15 protein-coding genes are annotated in these 16,150 nt (G+C 65.3%); 1 reads left to right on the top strand and 14 read right to left on the bottom strand.

What is annotated here, in order from left to right; genetic code table 11:
* Positions 1 to 74: 74 nt before the first annotated feature.
* The 4 genes from E6G92_06905 to E6G92_06890 all read right to left on the bottom strand — a co-directional run bounded on the left by E6G92_06905 (position 75) and on the right by E6G92_06890 (position 6,121).
* On the bottom strand, positions 75 to 1,775 hold the full coding sequence (locus E6G92_06905) for a hypothetical protein (protein TMJ19498.1): 1,701 nt from the start codon (positions 1,773 to 1,775) through the stop codon (positions 75 to 77).
* A complete protein-coding gene (locus E6G92_06900) occupies positions 1,690 to 3,264 on the bottom strand; it encodes a two-component sensor histidine kinase (protein ID TMJ19497.1) in 1,575 nt (524 codons plus the stop codon). The genes E6G92_06905 and E6G92_06900 overlap by 86 nt, the downstream gene beginning before the upstream one ends.
* A gap of 127 nt (positions 3,265 to 3,391) precedes the next feature.
* On the bottom strand, positions 3,392 to 5,662 hold the full coding sequence (locus tag E6G92_06895) for a TonB-dependent receptor (protein ID TMJ19496.1): 2,271 nt from the start codon (positions 5,660 to 5,662) through the stop codon (positions 3,392 to 3,394).
* Between the two features lie 51 nt (positions 5,663 to 5,713).
* On the bottom strand, positions 5,714 to 6,121 hold the full coding sequence (locus tag E6G92_06890; protein ID TMJ19495.1) for a hypothetical protein: 408 nt from the start codon (positions 6,119 to 6,121) through the stop codon (positions 5,714 to 5,716).
* Between the two features lie 77 nt (positions 6,122 to 6,198).
* Here E6G92_06890 and E6G92_06885 point away from each other — a divergent pair, with 77 nt between their 5' ends.
* On the top strand, positions 6,199 to 6,882 hold the full coding sequence (locus E6G92_06885) for a hypothetical protein (protein ID TMJ19494.1): 684 nt from the start codon (positions 6,199 to 6,201) through the stop codon (positions 6,880 to 6,882).
* On the opposite strand, the gene E6G92_06880 is transcribed toward E6G92_06885, so the two are convergent.
* The 10 genes from E6G92_06880 to E6G92_06835 all read right to left on the bottom strand — a co-directional run bounded on the left by E6G92_06880 (position 6,840) and on the right by E6G92_06835 (position 16,131).
* The gene (locus E6G92_06880) at positions 6,840 to 7,997 is read right to left on the bottom strand and encodes a glycosyltransferase (protein TMJ19493.1); all 1,158 of its coding nucleotides are present in this window, start codon (positions 7,995 to 7,997) and stop codon (positions 6,840 to 6,842) included. The genes E6G92_06885 and E6G92_06880 overlap by 43 nt on opposite strands.
* Positions 7,998 to 8,084: 87 nt before the next feature.
* Positions 8,085 to 8,780, bottom strand: coding sequence for a 50S ribosomal protein L1 (locus E6G92_06875; GenBank protein TMJ19492.1), 696 nt, complete (start codon positions 8,778 to 8,780; stop codon positions 8,085 to 8,087).
* Between the two features lie 4 nt (positions 8,781 to 8,784).
* Positions 8,785 to 9,216: a 50S ribosomal protein L11 gene (rplK, locus tag E6G92_06870; GenBank protein TMJ19491.1), complete on the bottom strand. Its 432-nt coding sequence runs from the start codon at positions 9,214 to 9,216 to the stop codon at positions 8,785 to 8,787.
* Positions 9,217 to 9,735: 519 nt separating this feature from the next.
* Positions 9,736 to 12,057, bottom strand: coding sequence for an EAL domain-containing protein (locus E6G92_06865; GenBank protein TMJ19490.1), 2,322 nt, complete (start codon positions 12,055 to 12,057; stop codon positions 9,736 to 9,738).
* Between the two features lie 232 nt (positions 12,058 to 12,289).
* Positions 12,290 to 12,829, bottom strand: a complete 540-nt coding sequence (gene nusG / locus E6G92_06860) for a transcription termination/antitermination protein NusG (GenBank protein TMJ19489.1) — start codon at positions 12,827 to 12,829, stop codon at positions 12,290 to 12,292.
* A 34-nt stretch (positions 12,830 to 12,863) separates the two neighbouring features.
* Entirely contained in the window at positions 12,864 to 13,061 is a 198-nt protein-coding gene (gene secE / locus E6G92_06855; protein ID TMJ19488.1) for a preprotein translocase subunit SecE, read from the bottom strand.
* A gap of 590 nt (positions 13,062 to 13,651) precedes the next feature.
* Entirely contained in the window at positions 13,652 to 13,885 is a 234-nt protein-coding gene (locus E6G92_06850) for a putative addiction module antidote protein (protein ID TMJ19487.1), read from the bottom strand.
* A gap of 188 nt (positions 13,886 to 14,073) precedes the next feature.
* A complete protein-coding gene (locus E6G92_06845) occupies positions 14,074 to 15,123 on the bottom strand; it encodes a hypothetical protein (protein TMJ19486.1) in 1,050 nt (349 codons plus the stop codon).
* Between the two features lie 448 nt (positions 15,124 to 15,571).
* The gene (locus E6G92_06840; protein ID TMJ19485.1) at positions 15,572 to 15,943 is read right to left on the bottom strand and encodes a type II toxin-antitoxin system VapC family toxin; all 372 of its coding nucleotides are present in this window, start codon (positions 15,941 to 15,943) and stop codon (positions 15,572 to 15,574) included.
* The gene (locus tag E6G92_06835) at positions 15,940 to 16,131 is read right to left on the bottom strand and encodes a type II toxin-antitoxin system VapB family antitoxin (GenBank protein TMJ19484.1); all 192 of its coding nucleotides are present in this window, start codon (positions 16,129 to 16,131) and stop codon (positions 15,940 to 15,942) included. Before E6G92_06835 ends, E6G92_06840 begins: the two co-directional genes overlap by 4 nt.
* Positions 16,132 to 16,150 lie beyond the last annotated feature (19 nt).

The raw sequence follows: 16,150 nt of genomic DNA, 5'->3' as shown, positions 1-16,150 counted from the left end.
CCCGCATGAGTCCACGACGGCGGCGCTGCCGCACATGATTGCGAAAAATGCCGGCTGACCTGGTGACCGCCCAGTCACGCCGCGCGCGGAAGCTGCAGATGAAAGGTCGCTCCGTGATCGGCCCGCGGCGTGGCCCAGAGGCGGCCGCCATGTTCCTCGACGATCGTCCGGCAGAGCGACAGGCCGAGGCCCGTGCCTGCCGCCTTGGTCGTGAAGAAGGGCTCGAAGATTCGCGTCATCTCCTGGGGCTCGATGCCGATCCCGTTGTCGCTGACTTCGAGCAGCACCTCGTGGCCGTTGAGCGGCGCCGAGCGGACCGCGATTCGGCGGGGGCCGCTTCTCGTCGCCCCCAGCGATTCGATCGCGTTGGTGAACAGGTTGACCAGCACGCGCTGGATCTGGACGCGGTCGGCCAGGACATGGGGAAGCGCCTCGTCCAGCGTGAGCTCCAGCGAGACCTTCTCGCCGGCCAGCTCCCGCTCCAGAAACGCCGCCGTCTCCCGCACCAGCGTGTTGAGGCTGACCTCGGTGGTCCGCCCCCCTCCCTTGGCGAACGTCGCCCGAATGCTCTTGATGACATCGCCGGTGCGATTGCCTGCCTCGATCGTGGCGCGCGCCGCCTCGATCGCCTTTTCCAGGTCCGGCCGCTCGCGCCTGATCCAGCACAGGCCGGCCATCGCGTTGGTGATCGTTCCGGTCAGCGGCTGCCCGACCTCGTGGGCGATGGCGGCCGTGATCGCGTCCATCGACATCAGCTGGGCCTCGCGCTCCCGGCTTCGGGCCGCGGTCGACAGCACCAGCCGCGCATGGAGCCGGTTCGATTCGGCGATCAATGCGAGCAGCACGACGAGATGGGAAAACATGATCATGGCGTGAAGGCAGTACAGGCCCACCGTGAAGCGGCCGTGGATCGTCATGATCAACAGCGACTGGATCAGGCATCCGAAAAAGGCGACCAGCAGCCATAAATCGAGCACCGAGCGGCGGCTGAGGAAAAGGACGACCGTTGCGGCCGCGAGGAGCGCGAACGTTCCCAGCTCGTAGGTGAGGGCATAGGAATAATCTATGCTGTTGCGGTCGGCGTAAAAGGGCGGGAGCAGGTCGTGGCCGATCGTCGCGACCAGAGTCACCGCCGCGGCCGAGGCAATGGCTGCGATCGCCCAGAGCGCGATTTTCTCCGGCGGGCGCTCGGTTCCGGGATGCGCTGCCGATTCCTTCCGCCTGAACCACACGTAGAGAAGGACTGCGACGGGAAAAGCTATCCGGCGGGGCATGTAGACCCACGACGCCGTATTGACGCCTCCGCCGAGCACGCCGTCCGGGGCAAAGGCGCCGGGGAAGGCGAGCGCATGCGGCACGACAAGCAAGGCGGTGAAGACGTAGCAAGTGGCGAGAATCGTCAGGCCTCGCGATCGGAAGACGGAGGCTTGCGCATAAAGGAGGGCGGAGATGATCAGCTCGCCGACGAATATGATTGAATTCATCGTCGGAACGAAGACCCTGATCTCGCCCAGACGAACGTTGGCGAAAGGCAAGGCGACACCGAACGCGGCGATGATCAGGACGATGATGACGAGGCTGAGCCGGATCTGCGCCCGGTTCGGTGGCGTATCGAACACTCCAAGCGGGTCCCGGGTCACGATCAGCCCTTTGCCGGCCGGCATGGATCGATGAGGATCACGGTACGCATCAGTGAACCATTCCCCCTTGCGGCAGTTGCAGGTGGAACGTCGCGCCGTGCCTGGGGCCCGGCGAGGCCCAGAGGCGGCCGCCATGCTCCTCGACGATGGTCCGGCAGAGCGACAGGCCGAGCCCGGTTCCGGCCGCCTTGGTCGTGAAGAAGGCGTCGAAGATGTGCGCCGTCTCGTCGGCCCGGATGCCCATGCCGGTATCGCTGACCTCGAGCAGGACGTCATGGCCGGCGATCGGCGCCGAGCGGACCGCGATCCGGCGTTGCCGGCCGCGAGTCGCGCCCAGCGAGTCGATCGCGTTGGTGAAGAGGTTTACCAGCACGCGCTGGATCTGGACGCGGTCGGCGAGGACGGGCGGCAGCGCCTCGTCCAGCGTGAGTTCCAGCACGACCCTCTCTCCGGCCAGCTCGCGCTCGAGGAACGAGGCCGTCTCGCGGACCAGGTCGTTGAGGCTGAACCGGGTCGCGGCGATCGGGCCCTTGGCGAACATCGCCCTGATGCTCTTGATGACCTCGGCGGTGCGCTTGCCGGCGTCGATCGAGCCGCGCAGCGCCTTCGCCGCCTTTTCGAGATCGGGCCGGTCGCGGTCGAGCCAGTCCAGGCCGGCCATGGCGCTCGCGATCGCTCCGGTCAGCGGCTGGCCGACCTCGTGGGCGATGGCCGCGGTCACCGCATCCATCGACATCAGCCGCGCGTCGCGCTCGCGGTTGCGCGCCGCCGTCGACAGGGCCAGCCGCGCATAGAGCCTGTTCGATTCGGCGATCAGCGCCAGCAGAACGACGAGGTGGGAAGCCAGCACCAGGCCGTAGAGGGAATACCAGCCGGCGGTGAACCGGTCCTGGAGCGTCATGATCAGCAGCGATTCGATCAGCAGCCCGGAAAAGGCGACCAGCAGCCAGGTGTCGAGCACCGAGCTGCGCGCGCGGTACAGCATGATCAACGCCACCGCGAAAAGAGCGAAGGCGGCGGATTCGTAGAGCAGCGCCTTGGTGTAGAGGAGCACCGAGTGGCTGAGAAAGAAGGGCGGCAGCAAGTCGTGCCCGGCCGTGGCCAGCACGGTCACCGCTACCGCCAGCACGAACGCCCCTGCGACGCAAAGCGCGATTCTGGGGGAGGGCCGCTCGGGCCCGGGCATGACCTGGGAATCGACCTTCTTGAGCAGGACATAGGCGATGATCGCCACCGGGAACGCGCCTCTCCGGATGGTGTAGATCCAGGCCGAGCTGCTGACCCCCGCGCCGAGCCACCCGTCCGGCGCGAAGGCGCCCGGGAAGGTGAGGGCGTGCGGGACCACCAGCAGCGCGGCGAAGACGAAGGCCGTGGCCAGCACGGTGAGCGCGCGGGAGCGAAATACGGAGGCCTGGGCGTAGAGAAGGGTGGCGATGATCAGCTCGCCGACGAACATGACGGCGTCGATCATCGGAATGAAGGCGTTGACCTGCGGCAGGGGCGCGTTGCGGTAAGGCAAAGCGAGGAAGAACGCGGCGAACATCAATCCGACGACGGCCAGGCTGAGCCGGATCTGTCTCCGGCCCGGCGGTGTATCGAACAGCCCCAAACGGTCCTGCGACACGGTTTCTCCCCTCAAGGCCGGCGATCGGTGGGCGTGCGGCAAGCCGGCCAAGCCAACGAAGCTAATCCTGAGCCGCCCCAAAGCCTAGTCGGTGAAAGTCCTGAGTTCGGCATCGCGAGACCCCTAGCTAGAGAGAGTAAGCGATCGAGGCGCCGAACCGCCGCGGCGCCGCCGGTCTTTGGATGACTCCGGCGGTTGGCTGGGTCGCCAGGCTGTCGTAATAATGGGTGTCGGTGAGATTCAGCACCCATAGCCGGATCGACGGGCCGGGCCGGAGCGGACGCCATTCCAGCGACGCATCGAGCGTCGCATAGCTGTCCTGCCGAACGACATTGTCGGGCTCGGAATAATAGCCGGAATTGTAGGCGAGGTTTCCGCTCAGAAGCAGGGCTCCGCCTCTGCCGAGAGATATCCGCTGGTTGGCGCCGAGATTGAATTTGAGCTCGGGCGCGTAGGGAAGGTCGTTGCCTGTGACGTCGCAGGAGATGGGCGCATAGGGGACGGGCGCGCCGGGGGTGAAATCGGTGCAGGTGGCGTTGGGAAAGCGCTTGAACCGCGCCCTGAGCCACTGAAGCCCCAGCGTCACATCGGTCGTGCGCGTCGGACTCGCGCCCAGTTGCAGCTCGAATCCGTACAATTCGGCCGAGGCGGCATTGGTCGTCACCGATCCGATCGGCGTGATCGCCGAAACCTGGAGGTCCGAATAATCGTAATGGAAGATGTTGGCGTCGGCGCTGAAGCGGCGCGAGCGGCTGACATATTTCAGGCCCGCTTCGAAATCGTCGAGCGTCTCGGGCCGGAAAGGAGGGTTCTGCGGCGTCTGGAGGCTCCATCCGCCGCTCTGGAATCCCCGGCTCGCCGAGGCGTAGCCCATGACCTCCCCGGAAAAATGATGGTCCAGCGCCAGCCGCCAAGTCGGCTCGGAATAGGTCGCCCCATCGCGAAGCGGCGGCGCCGACAATAGCGGAAGCCCCGGCGTTGGGCGGATGAACGGCGGATTGTCGAACTCCCGCTCGCCATTGGCTTCGATCGAACGATGCTCGATCGTGTAGCGCAGGCCCACGGTCACCGACGTCGCCGCGCCGATGGGGACGGTGCCCTGGCCGTAAGCCGCGTAGGAAGACGCCCTCCCGGTATCGAACAGGGTCTGGCGGATTCGCCCCCCCAGCTGCGCCGAATAGCTTCCGCCGTAGAAAAATGAGGTCGGATCGTAGCGAACCTTGATGCCGATATAATAGAGGCCCGCGACCCACTGGATTCGGGATGACGGGTCGGACTGGAGCTGGAATTCCTGGCTGAACTGCTCCTGCTCGGCGGTGGGAATGCCGGACCACAAGAGAAGCGGCCCCTGGTCGAGATCGGTTCCGTAGCGCGCCCGCATCGCCCGAGCCGCAGAAAGGCTCATGAAGGAAACGCGCCCGATCTCCGCATCGGCCCGGATCGAGGCGCCGCCGAAGCGGGAGCGGTAGCGGCTCGGCGTGTTCTGGTCGCCGTGGCGAAAGCTCTGGATTCGGGGCTGGCCGATCGGCGGATAGCCGGCCACCGGCCGATAAGCGAAATCCTGGTCGATATCCTGAACGTCCGCCGCGAGGCCGATGGTCAGGGCATCGGACGGCCGCCAGGTCCATCGGCTTCGGGCGACGAAGCTGTGGTCCGTCTCGCCCTGGTCCTTCCTGCCGGTGTAGATGTTGGTTCCGTAGCCGCCGTTGCGGGACAGGCTCATCGCCAGATTGGCGGCGAGGCGGTCGTTTCCGCCGGAGACATAGGCGTCGCCCCGAAGATAGCCGTAGGAACCCGCGTGAAGCTCCGCCTCGGCCTCGGCGCCGGCGGTCGGCTCGCGGGTGACGATATGGATCACGCCGCCGGTCGTGTTGCGGCCGAACAGCGTCCCCTGCGGCCCGTTCAGAACCTCGACTCGTTCGACCCCGCGCAGGTCGAGCAAGGTGCCGATGGGGGAGGCGAAATAGACTCCGTCGACATAGGTCGCGACGCTGTTTTCGACCCCCAGCGTCGAGCGCTTGCCGACTCCGCGCAGATAGGGCTGGGTGAAGGCGCCGGTGCGGGTCATGAAGAGGCTCGGCACGACCCGGCTGAGGCCCGCCATGTCGGTCGCCTGCATCCGTTCCAGCCCTTCGCCGGACAGCGCGGTGAGCGAAATGGGGACGTCCTCGGCCCGTTCAGGCCGGCGCTGGGCGGTAACCACGATGTCCGGATGCTCTTCGCCGGGCGCCGGCTGGGCGGCGCACGGACCTCCGCCCGCAAGCCAGAGGCCGACACAGGTGGCCGGGTAGACCGCAAGCTTTGCCGAACGCATGGCACGCCCCCACGTGGTCCGTAAACGGAAGCGCCCCCTGAAGGCCATGCGCTCCGAACCGATCGAAGCGCACCACCCCGACATGCAGGCTAATGCGGTTGCGCCTCGAAGGCTAGCCCTGCCGCCCGGGCGGCGTCAGCGGTTGGCGGGGGCGGGCGCGGGGGCAGTTGCGGGGGCCGGAGCCTGGGAGGCGGGCTGGGCCGGGGCCGGCGCGGTGAGCCGGGGCAGGGTTATCTCGCGGATTTCATCCTCGAGCTCCTGGTGGGGGCGCAGGACGACCGCGCAATGCTCGCCCTGGCAGGCGATCACCCGGCCGGAATCGGTCTCGACCCGATAGACGCGGCCGTCGGCGGCGGTCACCTGATAGTCGGGCGCTTCGACGCTCGTTCCGCCGCCGGCATAGACGGCGATGGCGACCAGGCCGCCGGCGATGACGATCGACGTCGATATCCTGCGCACCGACGCGTCGACCATCTCCTGCAGCGGAGAGGAGGCCGTGCCCGTGCTTTCCTCGGGGTCCGGCCTGTAACGTCTGTCGCTCATAGTACCGCTCCGTCGCTGAACGATCGCTCTAGCGCGGGCGCGCGTGAAAGTCAGCGCTTGACGCTGCATGTCCCGGCGTGGCTCCTACGGCTATGTTCGAGGCCGAAGCGACCCGGCTGTACGATATCGTGCTGAGGGCGGGGAGCCCTTCGCCCCTGCTCAACCTCGGCTCCTCGACGCTGGGCTTTCGCACGGCGGTCAAGCCGCACATCGAGAACCGTCTGTTCGCGCCGCTGCGCGCGGCCGGGGTCGAGATCGTCCATTGCGACCTCAAGGACGGTGAGGGCGTCGATATCTCGGGAGACATCCTCGATCCGGTTGTGCGTGCGCGGCTGGTCGCCATGCGTTTCCGCTGCGTTTTGGCGGCAAATCTGCTGGAGCATGTACGGGATCGAGCGGCAATCATCGAAGCATGTGAGGACATCGCCGGGCCTGGCGGGCTGATCCTCGCCACGGCGCCGTCCAGCGCGCCTTATCATGCCGATCCCATAGACACGCTCTTTCGCCCGACGGCCGTCGCGCTCGCAGCCTCGTTTCCGCGGTCGAGGCCGATTCTTGCGGAGGAGGTGGTCGGCCCGACCTACGCCGAGCGCATTCGAACCGAGAAGTCTCATCTGTGGAAAGAGATAGTGGGGACGCTCCTGTTCACGCTTGTGGCTCCCGCCCGGCCGAAAAGCGCCCGGGCGCGCTGGAGCCGATGGCGCTGGTATGGACGGCCTCAGCGCGTCGCCCTGGCGCTGATGGAGGTCAGTTCCTCATAGCGTCGTTCGAGGCGCCGGGTCTGCTGAACCAGATCGAACCTTTCGCGGGCAAGCGCGCGGCCGGCCGCGCCCATCCGTCCCCGCAATGCCGCGTCTCCAAGCAAGGTGGTCATCCGCGCCGTCAGCGGCTCTTCGGCGCCTTCCGGAACGATGAAGCCCGTCTCGCCATCGCTTACGGCCTCGGGAATTCCGGCGTGAGCGGATCCGATGACCGGCAGGGCGGCCGCCGCGGCCTCGACGACGACGTTGGGCAGCCCCTCGCAGTCACCGTTCGGCGCCGTGAGACTCGGCGCCGCCAAAAGCGCGGCACGCCGCATCCATCGCGCCACCGCCTCAGGTGGCTGGCTTCCGAGGAAGTGTACCCTTCCGACGAGACCGAGATCGCGGGAAAGGCGCTCGAGGCCGGTGCGAAGTGGTCCTTCGCCAATGATCACGAGCGTTCCCGAGCGCACCTTCGCGAAGGCGCGAAGCAAGATGGCCGTGCCTTTCTTCTCGACCAGCCGACCGACATGGAGCACGGTTTCGCCGTCGTCCTCCCGGCGCGCGCCGAAGCGGACCAGGTCCACGCCGTTATAGTGGACGTGCGTGCGATCCACGGGAAAGCCCTGCAGCAAAGCCCTCTCCCGCAGCGAGGCGGACACGGTGAGAAACAGGGCGCCCTCGCGCATCAGCCGGCTTCGCCCGAGCGCGTAGCGCATCCACGAGAGCCGCCCCGACGTCAGCAGCCGGCGCCGACTCATCTCGAAGCCGCGCAGGGTCGTGACCAACGGTACTCCGAGCCGCCGCGCCAGCGGCAGCGCGAGCACCCCATCGGTGCCGAAATGCGCGTGCACCAGCACCGGCTTGGCAGCGGCGGCACGCTCTCCGAGGCGTCCCCAATAGCCGAGCCGCACCATGAACCGTTCGCCCGCGCCATGGGCCATCATGATCCGGTTGGCCAGCGCCTCGGGCACGTGTCCCTTGTCCTCGAGCCCGATGAGGAGCGGCTGGTAGCGCTCCAGACCCGCCGCCTGCGTACGCACGAAGGTCTCCGAAGCATTGAAGACGGGTGAGCGGAAGATTGCGACCAGGGGCCGCCCGTCTTGCGCGAACAGGGTGCCGTCTGTCGTCTCCATGACCCGTCATAGCGCCGTGCGCCGCCATACGAGAAGGGCCGGAAACTTTCGCTTCCGGCCCTTCATCGTCTCGCTAATTTTCGGGTGTCAGACCGAGGCCACCTCGGCGACGTCGAGCTTGAGGCCCGGTCCCATGCTCGAGCTGATCGCCGCCTTCTGGACATACTTGCCCTTGGCGCCCGAGGGCTTCGCCTTGACGATGGCATCGACGAACGCGTCGAAATTCTTGCGCAGGTCGGCCTCGGTGAAGCTCGCCTTGCCGATGCCGGAGTGGATGATGCCGGCCTTCTCGACGCGGAACTCGACCTGGCCGCCCTTGGCGGCCTTGACCGCCTCGGCGACGTTCGGGGTGACCGTGCCGAGCTTCGGGTTCGGCATCAGGCCCTTGGGGCCGAGCACCTTGCCGAGCCGGCCGACGATGCCCATCATGTCCGGCGTCGCGATGACCCGGTCGAAGTCGATCTGGCCGCCCTGGATGGTCTCCATCAGGTCCTCGGCGCCGACCACGTCGGCACCCGCCTTCTTCGCTTCCTCGGCCTTGTCGCCCTTGGCGAACACGGCGACTCGCACGTCCTTGCCGGTGCCGGCCGGGAGAGTCACGACGCCGCGGACCATCTGGTCGGCATGGCGCGGATCGACGCCGAGGTTGAGCGCGATCTCGATCGTCTCGTCGAACTTGGCGGTGGCATTGGCCTTCGCGAGCGCGATCGCCTCGTCGACGCCGTAGAGCTTCTGCCGGTCGAGGCCGGCGAGCGCCTTCTGCTTCTTGGTGAGCTTGGCCATGTCCTTAGCTCCCCGTCACTTCGAGGCCCATCGCGCGGGCGGAGCCTTCGATGATCCGCGCCGCAGATTCGATGTCGTTGGCGTTGAGGTCCTTCATCTTCACCTCGGCGATCTCGCGCAACTGGGCACGCGTCACCTTGCCGCCCGCGATCTTGCCCGGCTCCTTGGAGCCCGAAGAGATCCGTGCCGCCTTCTTGAGGAAGTAGGAGGCCGGGGGGGTCTTGGTCTCGAAGCTGAACGAGCGGTCGGCATAGACGGTGATGACGGTGGGGATGGGCATGCCCTTCTCCATCTCGCCGGTCGCCGCGTTGAACGCCTTGCAGAAGTCCATGATGTTGACGCCGCGCTGGCCCAAGGCGGGGCCGATCGGAGGCGAGGGATTGGCGGCGCCCGCGGGCACCTGGAGCTTGATATAGCCCGTTATCTTCTTTGCCATGTGTCACTCTCTTTCAAGTCGAGCGGTCCAGACGACACGCCGGTGAGGCGCGTCTCCCGCAATTTTCCAAGGCTGATGCGCTGGAGGCGCGGCCCATAGCGCAACTCGCTCGCCCGGGCAAATTCGGGACCGCCTTAGAGCCTGCGGGCAAAAAATAGCTAGCTAAGCCATTGCGTTAACAGGACGTTTATTTCGATAGTAAATTTTTTTGTAACCATGCGACAGGTTTCAGCGAGCGCTTGGACTATGATTAGCGAGGAAGGGTTGGATACCGATCCGGTAGGCCAGTCGGAACCGGCGAAAGGCAACTTTCCAGGTTCGATTGGGGAAACCTCCGGCAGCTTTTGGCCAAGCGGTAGGCGTCCGATCCCCTCTTGGAGAACTTCAGAGGGAGGAAATATCATGTGGGCATGGCTTATGGGCGGCGGCACCTGGCGCTGAACCGCTATTAGCTCTCACAAGGGCTGATACAAGGAAGGCCCCGCTTCGGCGGGGCCTTTGTCATTGCAAGGACTCGCGTCAGGCGGCCTCTTGCGCGCCCGTCGATTTCAGCCGCTTCAGCAGCACCGCGAGCGGCACCGGGCGGCCGGTATGATAGCCCTGGATGACGTCGCAACCCATGCGCCGAAGCTCATCCAGTATCTCCTGGCTCTCGACGCCTTCGGCGACCACCTTGCGCCCCAGCGAATGGGCGAGCTGGATGGTGGAGTTGACCATGATGCGGTCGCTTTGAGAGTTGCAAAGCATGGCGATGAAGCTGCGGTCGATCTTGATCTCCGAAGCGGGAATGCGCCGCAGATATTCCAGCGTCGAAAAGCCGGTGCCGTAATCGTCGATCGAAAGCTGCACGCCGATGTCGCTCAGCCGCTTGAGATTGGCGAGCTGGTCTTCCGCGCTGCCAAGCGTCGAGGTTTCGGTCACTTCGAGCGTCAGCAGCCGCGGCTCGACCCTGTGCTGGAGAAGAAGGGCCTCGACCGTCGGAACGAGGGTCCTGCTGCTCAGCAAAAGCACCGACAGGTTCACCGCCATCGTGAAGTCCGGATCGCGCCCCTGAATCCTGGCGACCGCGGCCAGGGCGCTGTCGAGCACGAAATAGGTCAGCCGGTCGATCCGGCCGCCGCGCTCGGCCGCGCCGACGAACTGGTCCGGGGGGAGCTGTCCCTTTTCCGGGTGGGCCCAGCGCACCAGAGCCTCGGCCCCGATTGTCGCGCCTGTCTTGCAATCGACCTTCGGCTGATAGGCGACCCACAGCTCCTTCTTGTCGATCGCGTGATCGAGCCGGCCGAGCAGCGACATCGCCCAGTCCGCATCCTTGATGGTGGCCGGATTGAAGCTGGCCCAGCGCTTGCCGTCGCGCAGCGCTTCGTCCGCGGCGACCAGCGCGCTGGACGTGCGCTGCGCCAGCGGGCGCGAGGCATCGTGATCGAGGCCGAAGGTGACGGCGAGATCGATCAGCCGAGTCGCGACCACGATCGGGCTTCGGAACAGCGCCTGGAGGCCTTCGATCCTCTGAACGATGCTTTCGTCGCGGTCGTCGCGCGCGACCCACACGAACACCCCTTCGTCGGCCTGATAGATTTGCGCGCCGTCCGCGCCGAATTCGAGCCTGCCGAAAATCTGCTCGACCAGTTCCTTCTCGTTCTGCGGGGGCAAAGTGGCGGTAATCTGGGCGTAGTTGGCGACCCGCGCGGACACGACGATGCCCGCGTTCCGCTCGGCCTGATGCAGCGCTTGCAAATTCGGCTTGCCGGTGACGATGTTGATGGTGCCGCGAGTCTGGTAGGTGCGCCGCAGCCGGGCGACGATGCGGACGACAGCCGCAGTGAGGAGGGCGGCGAGCGGCGGCAGCATCTGGATGTGGATTCCGGCGATCTCGAGCAGCAGCGGCGCGATGATCGCGGCAGCCACGGCGAGCGCGAGAATCCCCGCCGCGATCGCCCGCCGCCTGGCGCAGACTACCGCAGCGGCCAGGAGCAGGGCGACGGCGAGCGGGATGGGCCAGCCGAGATCGAGCGGAACACCGCGCAGGATCGTCTCGGCGGCGGCGATGTGGATCAGGATACCGGGCACGAGCGTGACGCCTGGCGCCCGGTAATGCTCGACCCCGATATCGGTACGCGCGATGACCACCCGCTTCCCGGCGAATTGCTCAGGCCCGATCCTGTGGTCGAGGACGTCGCTCGCGCTCACCATCGGAATCGATCGTATGTCGTTCGCATAGTCGATGCGGAACAGGGCGCCGGGTTTCGGGTCGGCGCCGCCCAGCAGGCTGCTCAGCGATGGCACGGGGCGATCGCCGATCTCCGCGGCATAGGGGTGCTGCCACACGCGGTCGTCCCACCACACGAAAAGGTTGGTGTTCGCAAGGCGAGCATGGCGGGCGAAGCGGGCCGGCGGCAGATAATCCGATCGCGCGCCCGACACCGGGTTGATCGAGAAACGGGCCGGCAGCAGGATTTGGGCGCGGGCGCTGCCCAGCGCCGACTCCAGGTCTGCCGCCTGCCGCGCCGTGCCGACATCGTCGAGCTCGTCGTCGAGGTGGATTTGACGGGCCCCCGCGGCGTCTGCCTGCCGGACCAGGCTTGCCAACTGGCTGCCGTTCCAATGCGCGCTGCCGATTTCGCCGACGCTGCGGTCGTCGATCGCGATCAGCACGATCGATCCGCTCGCCGGATGGCTGCGCAGCTTGTTGCGGCCCAACTCGATCATGTTCTCGAGCGGCTCGCCGATCTGGGCGACTCCGAAGACGAGCCCGACCAGCAGCGCAATCATCAGCGCTTTGAACGGGCGGCGGGCGAGAATGTGCTTGATCTTCACAGCGTTGCGTCGAAACTCAGCCAAGGGAGCCTGCGCGATAGCACGCAAACCTTACCGAATTGGATTAACCCGACGTTGTTGATGCGCGTGGGACCCGCAGGGGCGAAGCCGCGAGGCCCGGGGGGAAGCCGTCACGGAACCATTGTGCCGTGACGTCGGTCGGGCTCGCTGCGCGACCCGCCGGCCGGCGGGCGCCGACTCCGGCCTTAGCTTGCGCGGCGTTTCACGCCGGCTGCACCAATGCCGGGCGGCTTCGCTACTTGACCCGTTCGACCTGCTCGAACTCGAGCTCGACCGGCGTCGCGCGGCCGAAGATGGAGACGGACACCTTGACCCGGCCCTTCTCGAAATCGAGCTCCTCGACCACGCCGTTGAAGCTCGCGAACGGGCCGTCGAGCACCTTCACCGCGTCGCCGATCTCGTAATCGACGCTGATCCGCGTCTTCGGCTCGGCCTTGGCCGCTTCGTCCTTGGTGTTGAGGATCCGAGCGGCCTCGGCGTCGGAGATCGGCTGCGGCTTGCCCATCGAGCCGAGGAATCCGGTCACCTTGGGCGTGTTTTTGACCAGGTGGTAGACGTCGTCGTTCATCTTGAGCTTGGCGAGCACGTAGCCGGGGAAGAACTTGCGGTCGGACGTGACCTTCTTGCCGCGGCGGACCTCGGTCACCTTCTCGGTCGGCACCTCGACGCTCTCGACCAGGGGAGTCAGCCCCATCCGGGTCGCCTCGGACATGATCGAATCGCGGACCTTGTTCTCGAAGCCCGAATAAGCGTGGATGATGTACCAGCGGGACATAGTCTTTTGGTTCCTTGAATTCTGGCGGCGGCGCTCAGCTCAGCAGGCCGAGCAGGAAGTGGACGATGGTGCTGAACGCGGTGTCGACGCCGAGGAAGAAGACCGCCAGCAGGCTGGTCATGATCACGACCATCATGCCGGTCATCACCGTCTCGCGCCGCGACGGCCAGACGATCTTGGCCGATTCGGACCGGACCTGCCGGATGAATTCGCCGGGGCTCACGCGTGCCATGCTCGCTCCTATAATCTTCTCTTTCGGGCAAGTGCTCTCCGCCGCCCCCTTGGGGTCGGCGTGCCTTTACCGCTTTTCGGATTAGGCGGGGTAGATAACGAGCCCCGCCGCCAACGGCAAGGGGCGAAGCCGACCCGGGGATAGCGCGCAGCGCGATTCGGGAGTCGGACCCGCCCGGCCGGCGGGTCGGGGGAGCCGAGCCCGATCGACGGTGCGGCACAATGGTGCCGTGGCAGAGGCTTCGGCAGCCAGGCGAATGGTCCCAATGTTCGCACTGACGTTAGTTTGCAGCCGAGCGAATGCACGACACGGGCGGCCAATAAGTTGAGGAAGTTGAGGGTTGCCGAGAGGCAGGGCTGGACCCCGGATTCCAAGGTCCGATGACGGGGCGTTCCTCTCTGCGGACGCCGCGGAAGTTTCCGAAGTTTCCGCTTCCTAAGGGCAAAAAAACCGCCCCTTCCAAAATCGGGGCTCCGGGGAGGAGTGGAGAAGGCGGTCGCGACGAATCGGGGCGGGGCCATCGGCGGATCATAGCATGAACATAGGGGTGTGGGAAAGCGCGGTCGCAGGCGAGCGGCGCGCAGCGGCCCTCAGGCCGCCTCCGCCCGCTCGCGCTGCGCCGCAAGCCGGAAGCCGAGCGCCTTCACCACCTTGGTCAGAGTCTCCAGCGTCGGGTTGCCGTCCGCGCTCAGCGCCCGGTAGAGCTGCTGGCGCTTCACGCCGGTTTCGGCGGCGAGGCCGGACATGCCGCGCGCGCGGGCGATGATGCCGAGCGCATTGGCATATAGCCGGCATGGCCGCTCGCCAGCACGTCGTTCAGCAATTCCTCCTGCGCCTCCTCGCTCTCGTAGAAGGGCGCGAGTTCGACGGGAAAGGTTTCAAGCGCCATCACGGTGGCTCCACTTGGGTCCGCCAACTAGCCTTTCGCGCCGAGCCTGTTCCAAGCCCGCCTGTTCGTCCCCGTTGCGAGCGGAAGCATGATCAACAAGTGCTATTACTGTGGCAATCTGAATCAGCTAGCGAGCTCCTGAATGCGCTTCAGAATCAATTCCGCGTGCCGATAGATTTCAACCGGATCGAGCATCGGGTGCCGCGTCTCTTCCTTGCCTATAAACGTTCCGAAGTAGCGCGCCGTTGGGCTGTTGAAGTGCAATCTCGCAACAGTCTTGCGGTTATTGTCGTCCAACAAGACCGCGCAATATGACTTGGCATCCCGCATCACAATGCGCTTGGGATCAACCGCTTTCGCGCCAATCGCTCGCACGATATTGAAACCGGCAATCTCATCTTCCGTCGTGAACGTTGCCTCCTCGCCGGTCTCTTCCGAAGCTTCCTCGTCGCCGGGAGCCGAAGCGCTCAGGGCAGAGGTAAGGCGCTCCGTCACTCGATCTCGAATGAGTGAAGATACGGAGTTGATGATAAGCGATTTGAAATTGTCTCTAATCTGAGTCGTGATGCGCCCGGTGTGGATTTTGGTGGCAATAAGCCGGACGAACTCATCCGAAGGTTCTTGGAACTCCTTTTGGAGCTCCTTGTAGACCAGCGATTGCATCTTAAGATTGCCTGCTTCCTGGACAATATTTTCGATGTCGAAACCCTGCTTGGTGAAACCTTCGAGAATGCGCAGGTCGGACTTCCGAACGTTATCGAGCTGAAGGGTAAAAAACGGTTTGTCGTCCATCTTGTTAGGACTGTCGATGTCCGAGAAGAACTTATAGACGACACCGTTGGTGAGGATTGCAACTCGAGCGTCTGTGGTGGCAAAGTACCGGAAGAGCTGGGAAGCGTGGCTGACGTTCAACTCCGAGCTGGCAGGCTTGCACTCGATAAGCATCTTGACGGAGCCACTTTCACAGATTGCGTAATCGACCTTCTCTCCCTTTTTGATCCCGACATCGCACGTAAACTCAGGGACAACCTCAGATGGGTTGAATACGTTGTATCCAAGTGCCTGGAGAAATGGCATGACAAGGGCTGTCTTTGCGGCCTCTTCCGTAAGCAGCACCTCGCGGTGTTCGCGGACGACTTTGCCTAGCTCCGCGAGACGTGCCTCAAGCTCCATAGGATATCCCTCCCATTCAACGACTAGTGAGCCTATCTGATTGAGCACCCGAAGCAAGCTCCGAGGAAAGCGTTCATTCTCCTGTTCGGCTCTGATAGAGGATCGGAATAGCAGTCTCGATCCACTGGGAATGACTCAAGATTGGAGGGTACATGCGCTTTGACGAGCCGGATGTGCGCGAGGCGTACCGACGTGGCGTGCGCGACTTCTATGAGAGTATTATTGGAAAAATGAAGCCGCTTGAAGCTCGCCAGATCGAAACTTGGCTTCGGGAACTAGACGATTGGGGTGAGGGCGAGCCCCCTCCGCCGCCTCTCGGTTGAGCCCGACATCGCTCTAAGTCCCAATAGCCCAACGTCGGCCGGATGGAACAGCGGACAGCAAGCACCCACCTATAGCGGATATCCCGGCCGTTCGCATGGCCCGCGGCCACCGGCGCGCTGCTTCGCTACGCGCCTCGCTCCGCCGCGATCCCCAGCCTTTCCGCGACCTCTCGCAGGCGCCGGTCACGCGTCCAGAGCCGGGTTTCCGGGGCCAGCAGAGTCGAGGCGAGCAAATGGGCGTCGACCAGGCCGATGCCGGTGCCGAACATTTTGTGCCGTTCAATCAGTGCCAGCACCTCTTCGTCATCGGCGCGGGCGGCGCTCGGCATTTGGCGGAGGCGGTCCATGATCTCGGCGCGGTTGCGCAGGTTGCCAAGCGCGATCTCGCCGATGACCAGCGGATGAATCAGAATTTCCTCATCGTCGAGCAGGCCCGCCATCCGCGCATCTCCGCGATGCAGATGATCGACCCAGATCGACGTATCGGCGAGGATCAAGTGAACCGCCGGCGGGGCGGGGCGACAAGATCGGGCTCGCTGCCCCCGAGGCGGGCGAGCCGGCGCGCTGCCTCGCGCTCGACCAGCGCCTTCAGCGCTTCGCGGACGAGCGCCGACTTTTCCTTGATGCCGGTATATTCCTGGGCGGCGGCGAGGAGCTTGTCGTCAAGGGCGAGGGTGGTGCGCATGATTCCGTCTTTCCTGTTG

Source organism: Alphaproteobacteria bacterium (assembly GCA_005883305.1).
In the GTDB taxonomy this organism is placed as follows: domain Bacteria; phylum Pseudomonadota; class Alphaproteobacteria; order Sphingomonadales; family Sphingomonadaceae; genus Allosphingosinicella.
The sequence above is the reverse complement of the archived record's forward strand: the minus strand, read 5'-3'. Positions and strand labels throughout refer to the sequence as shown.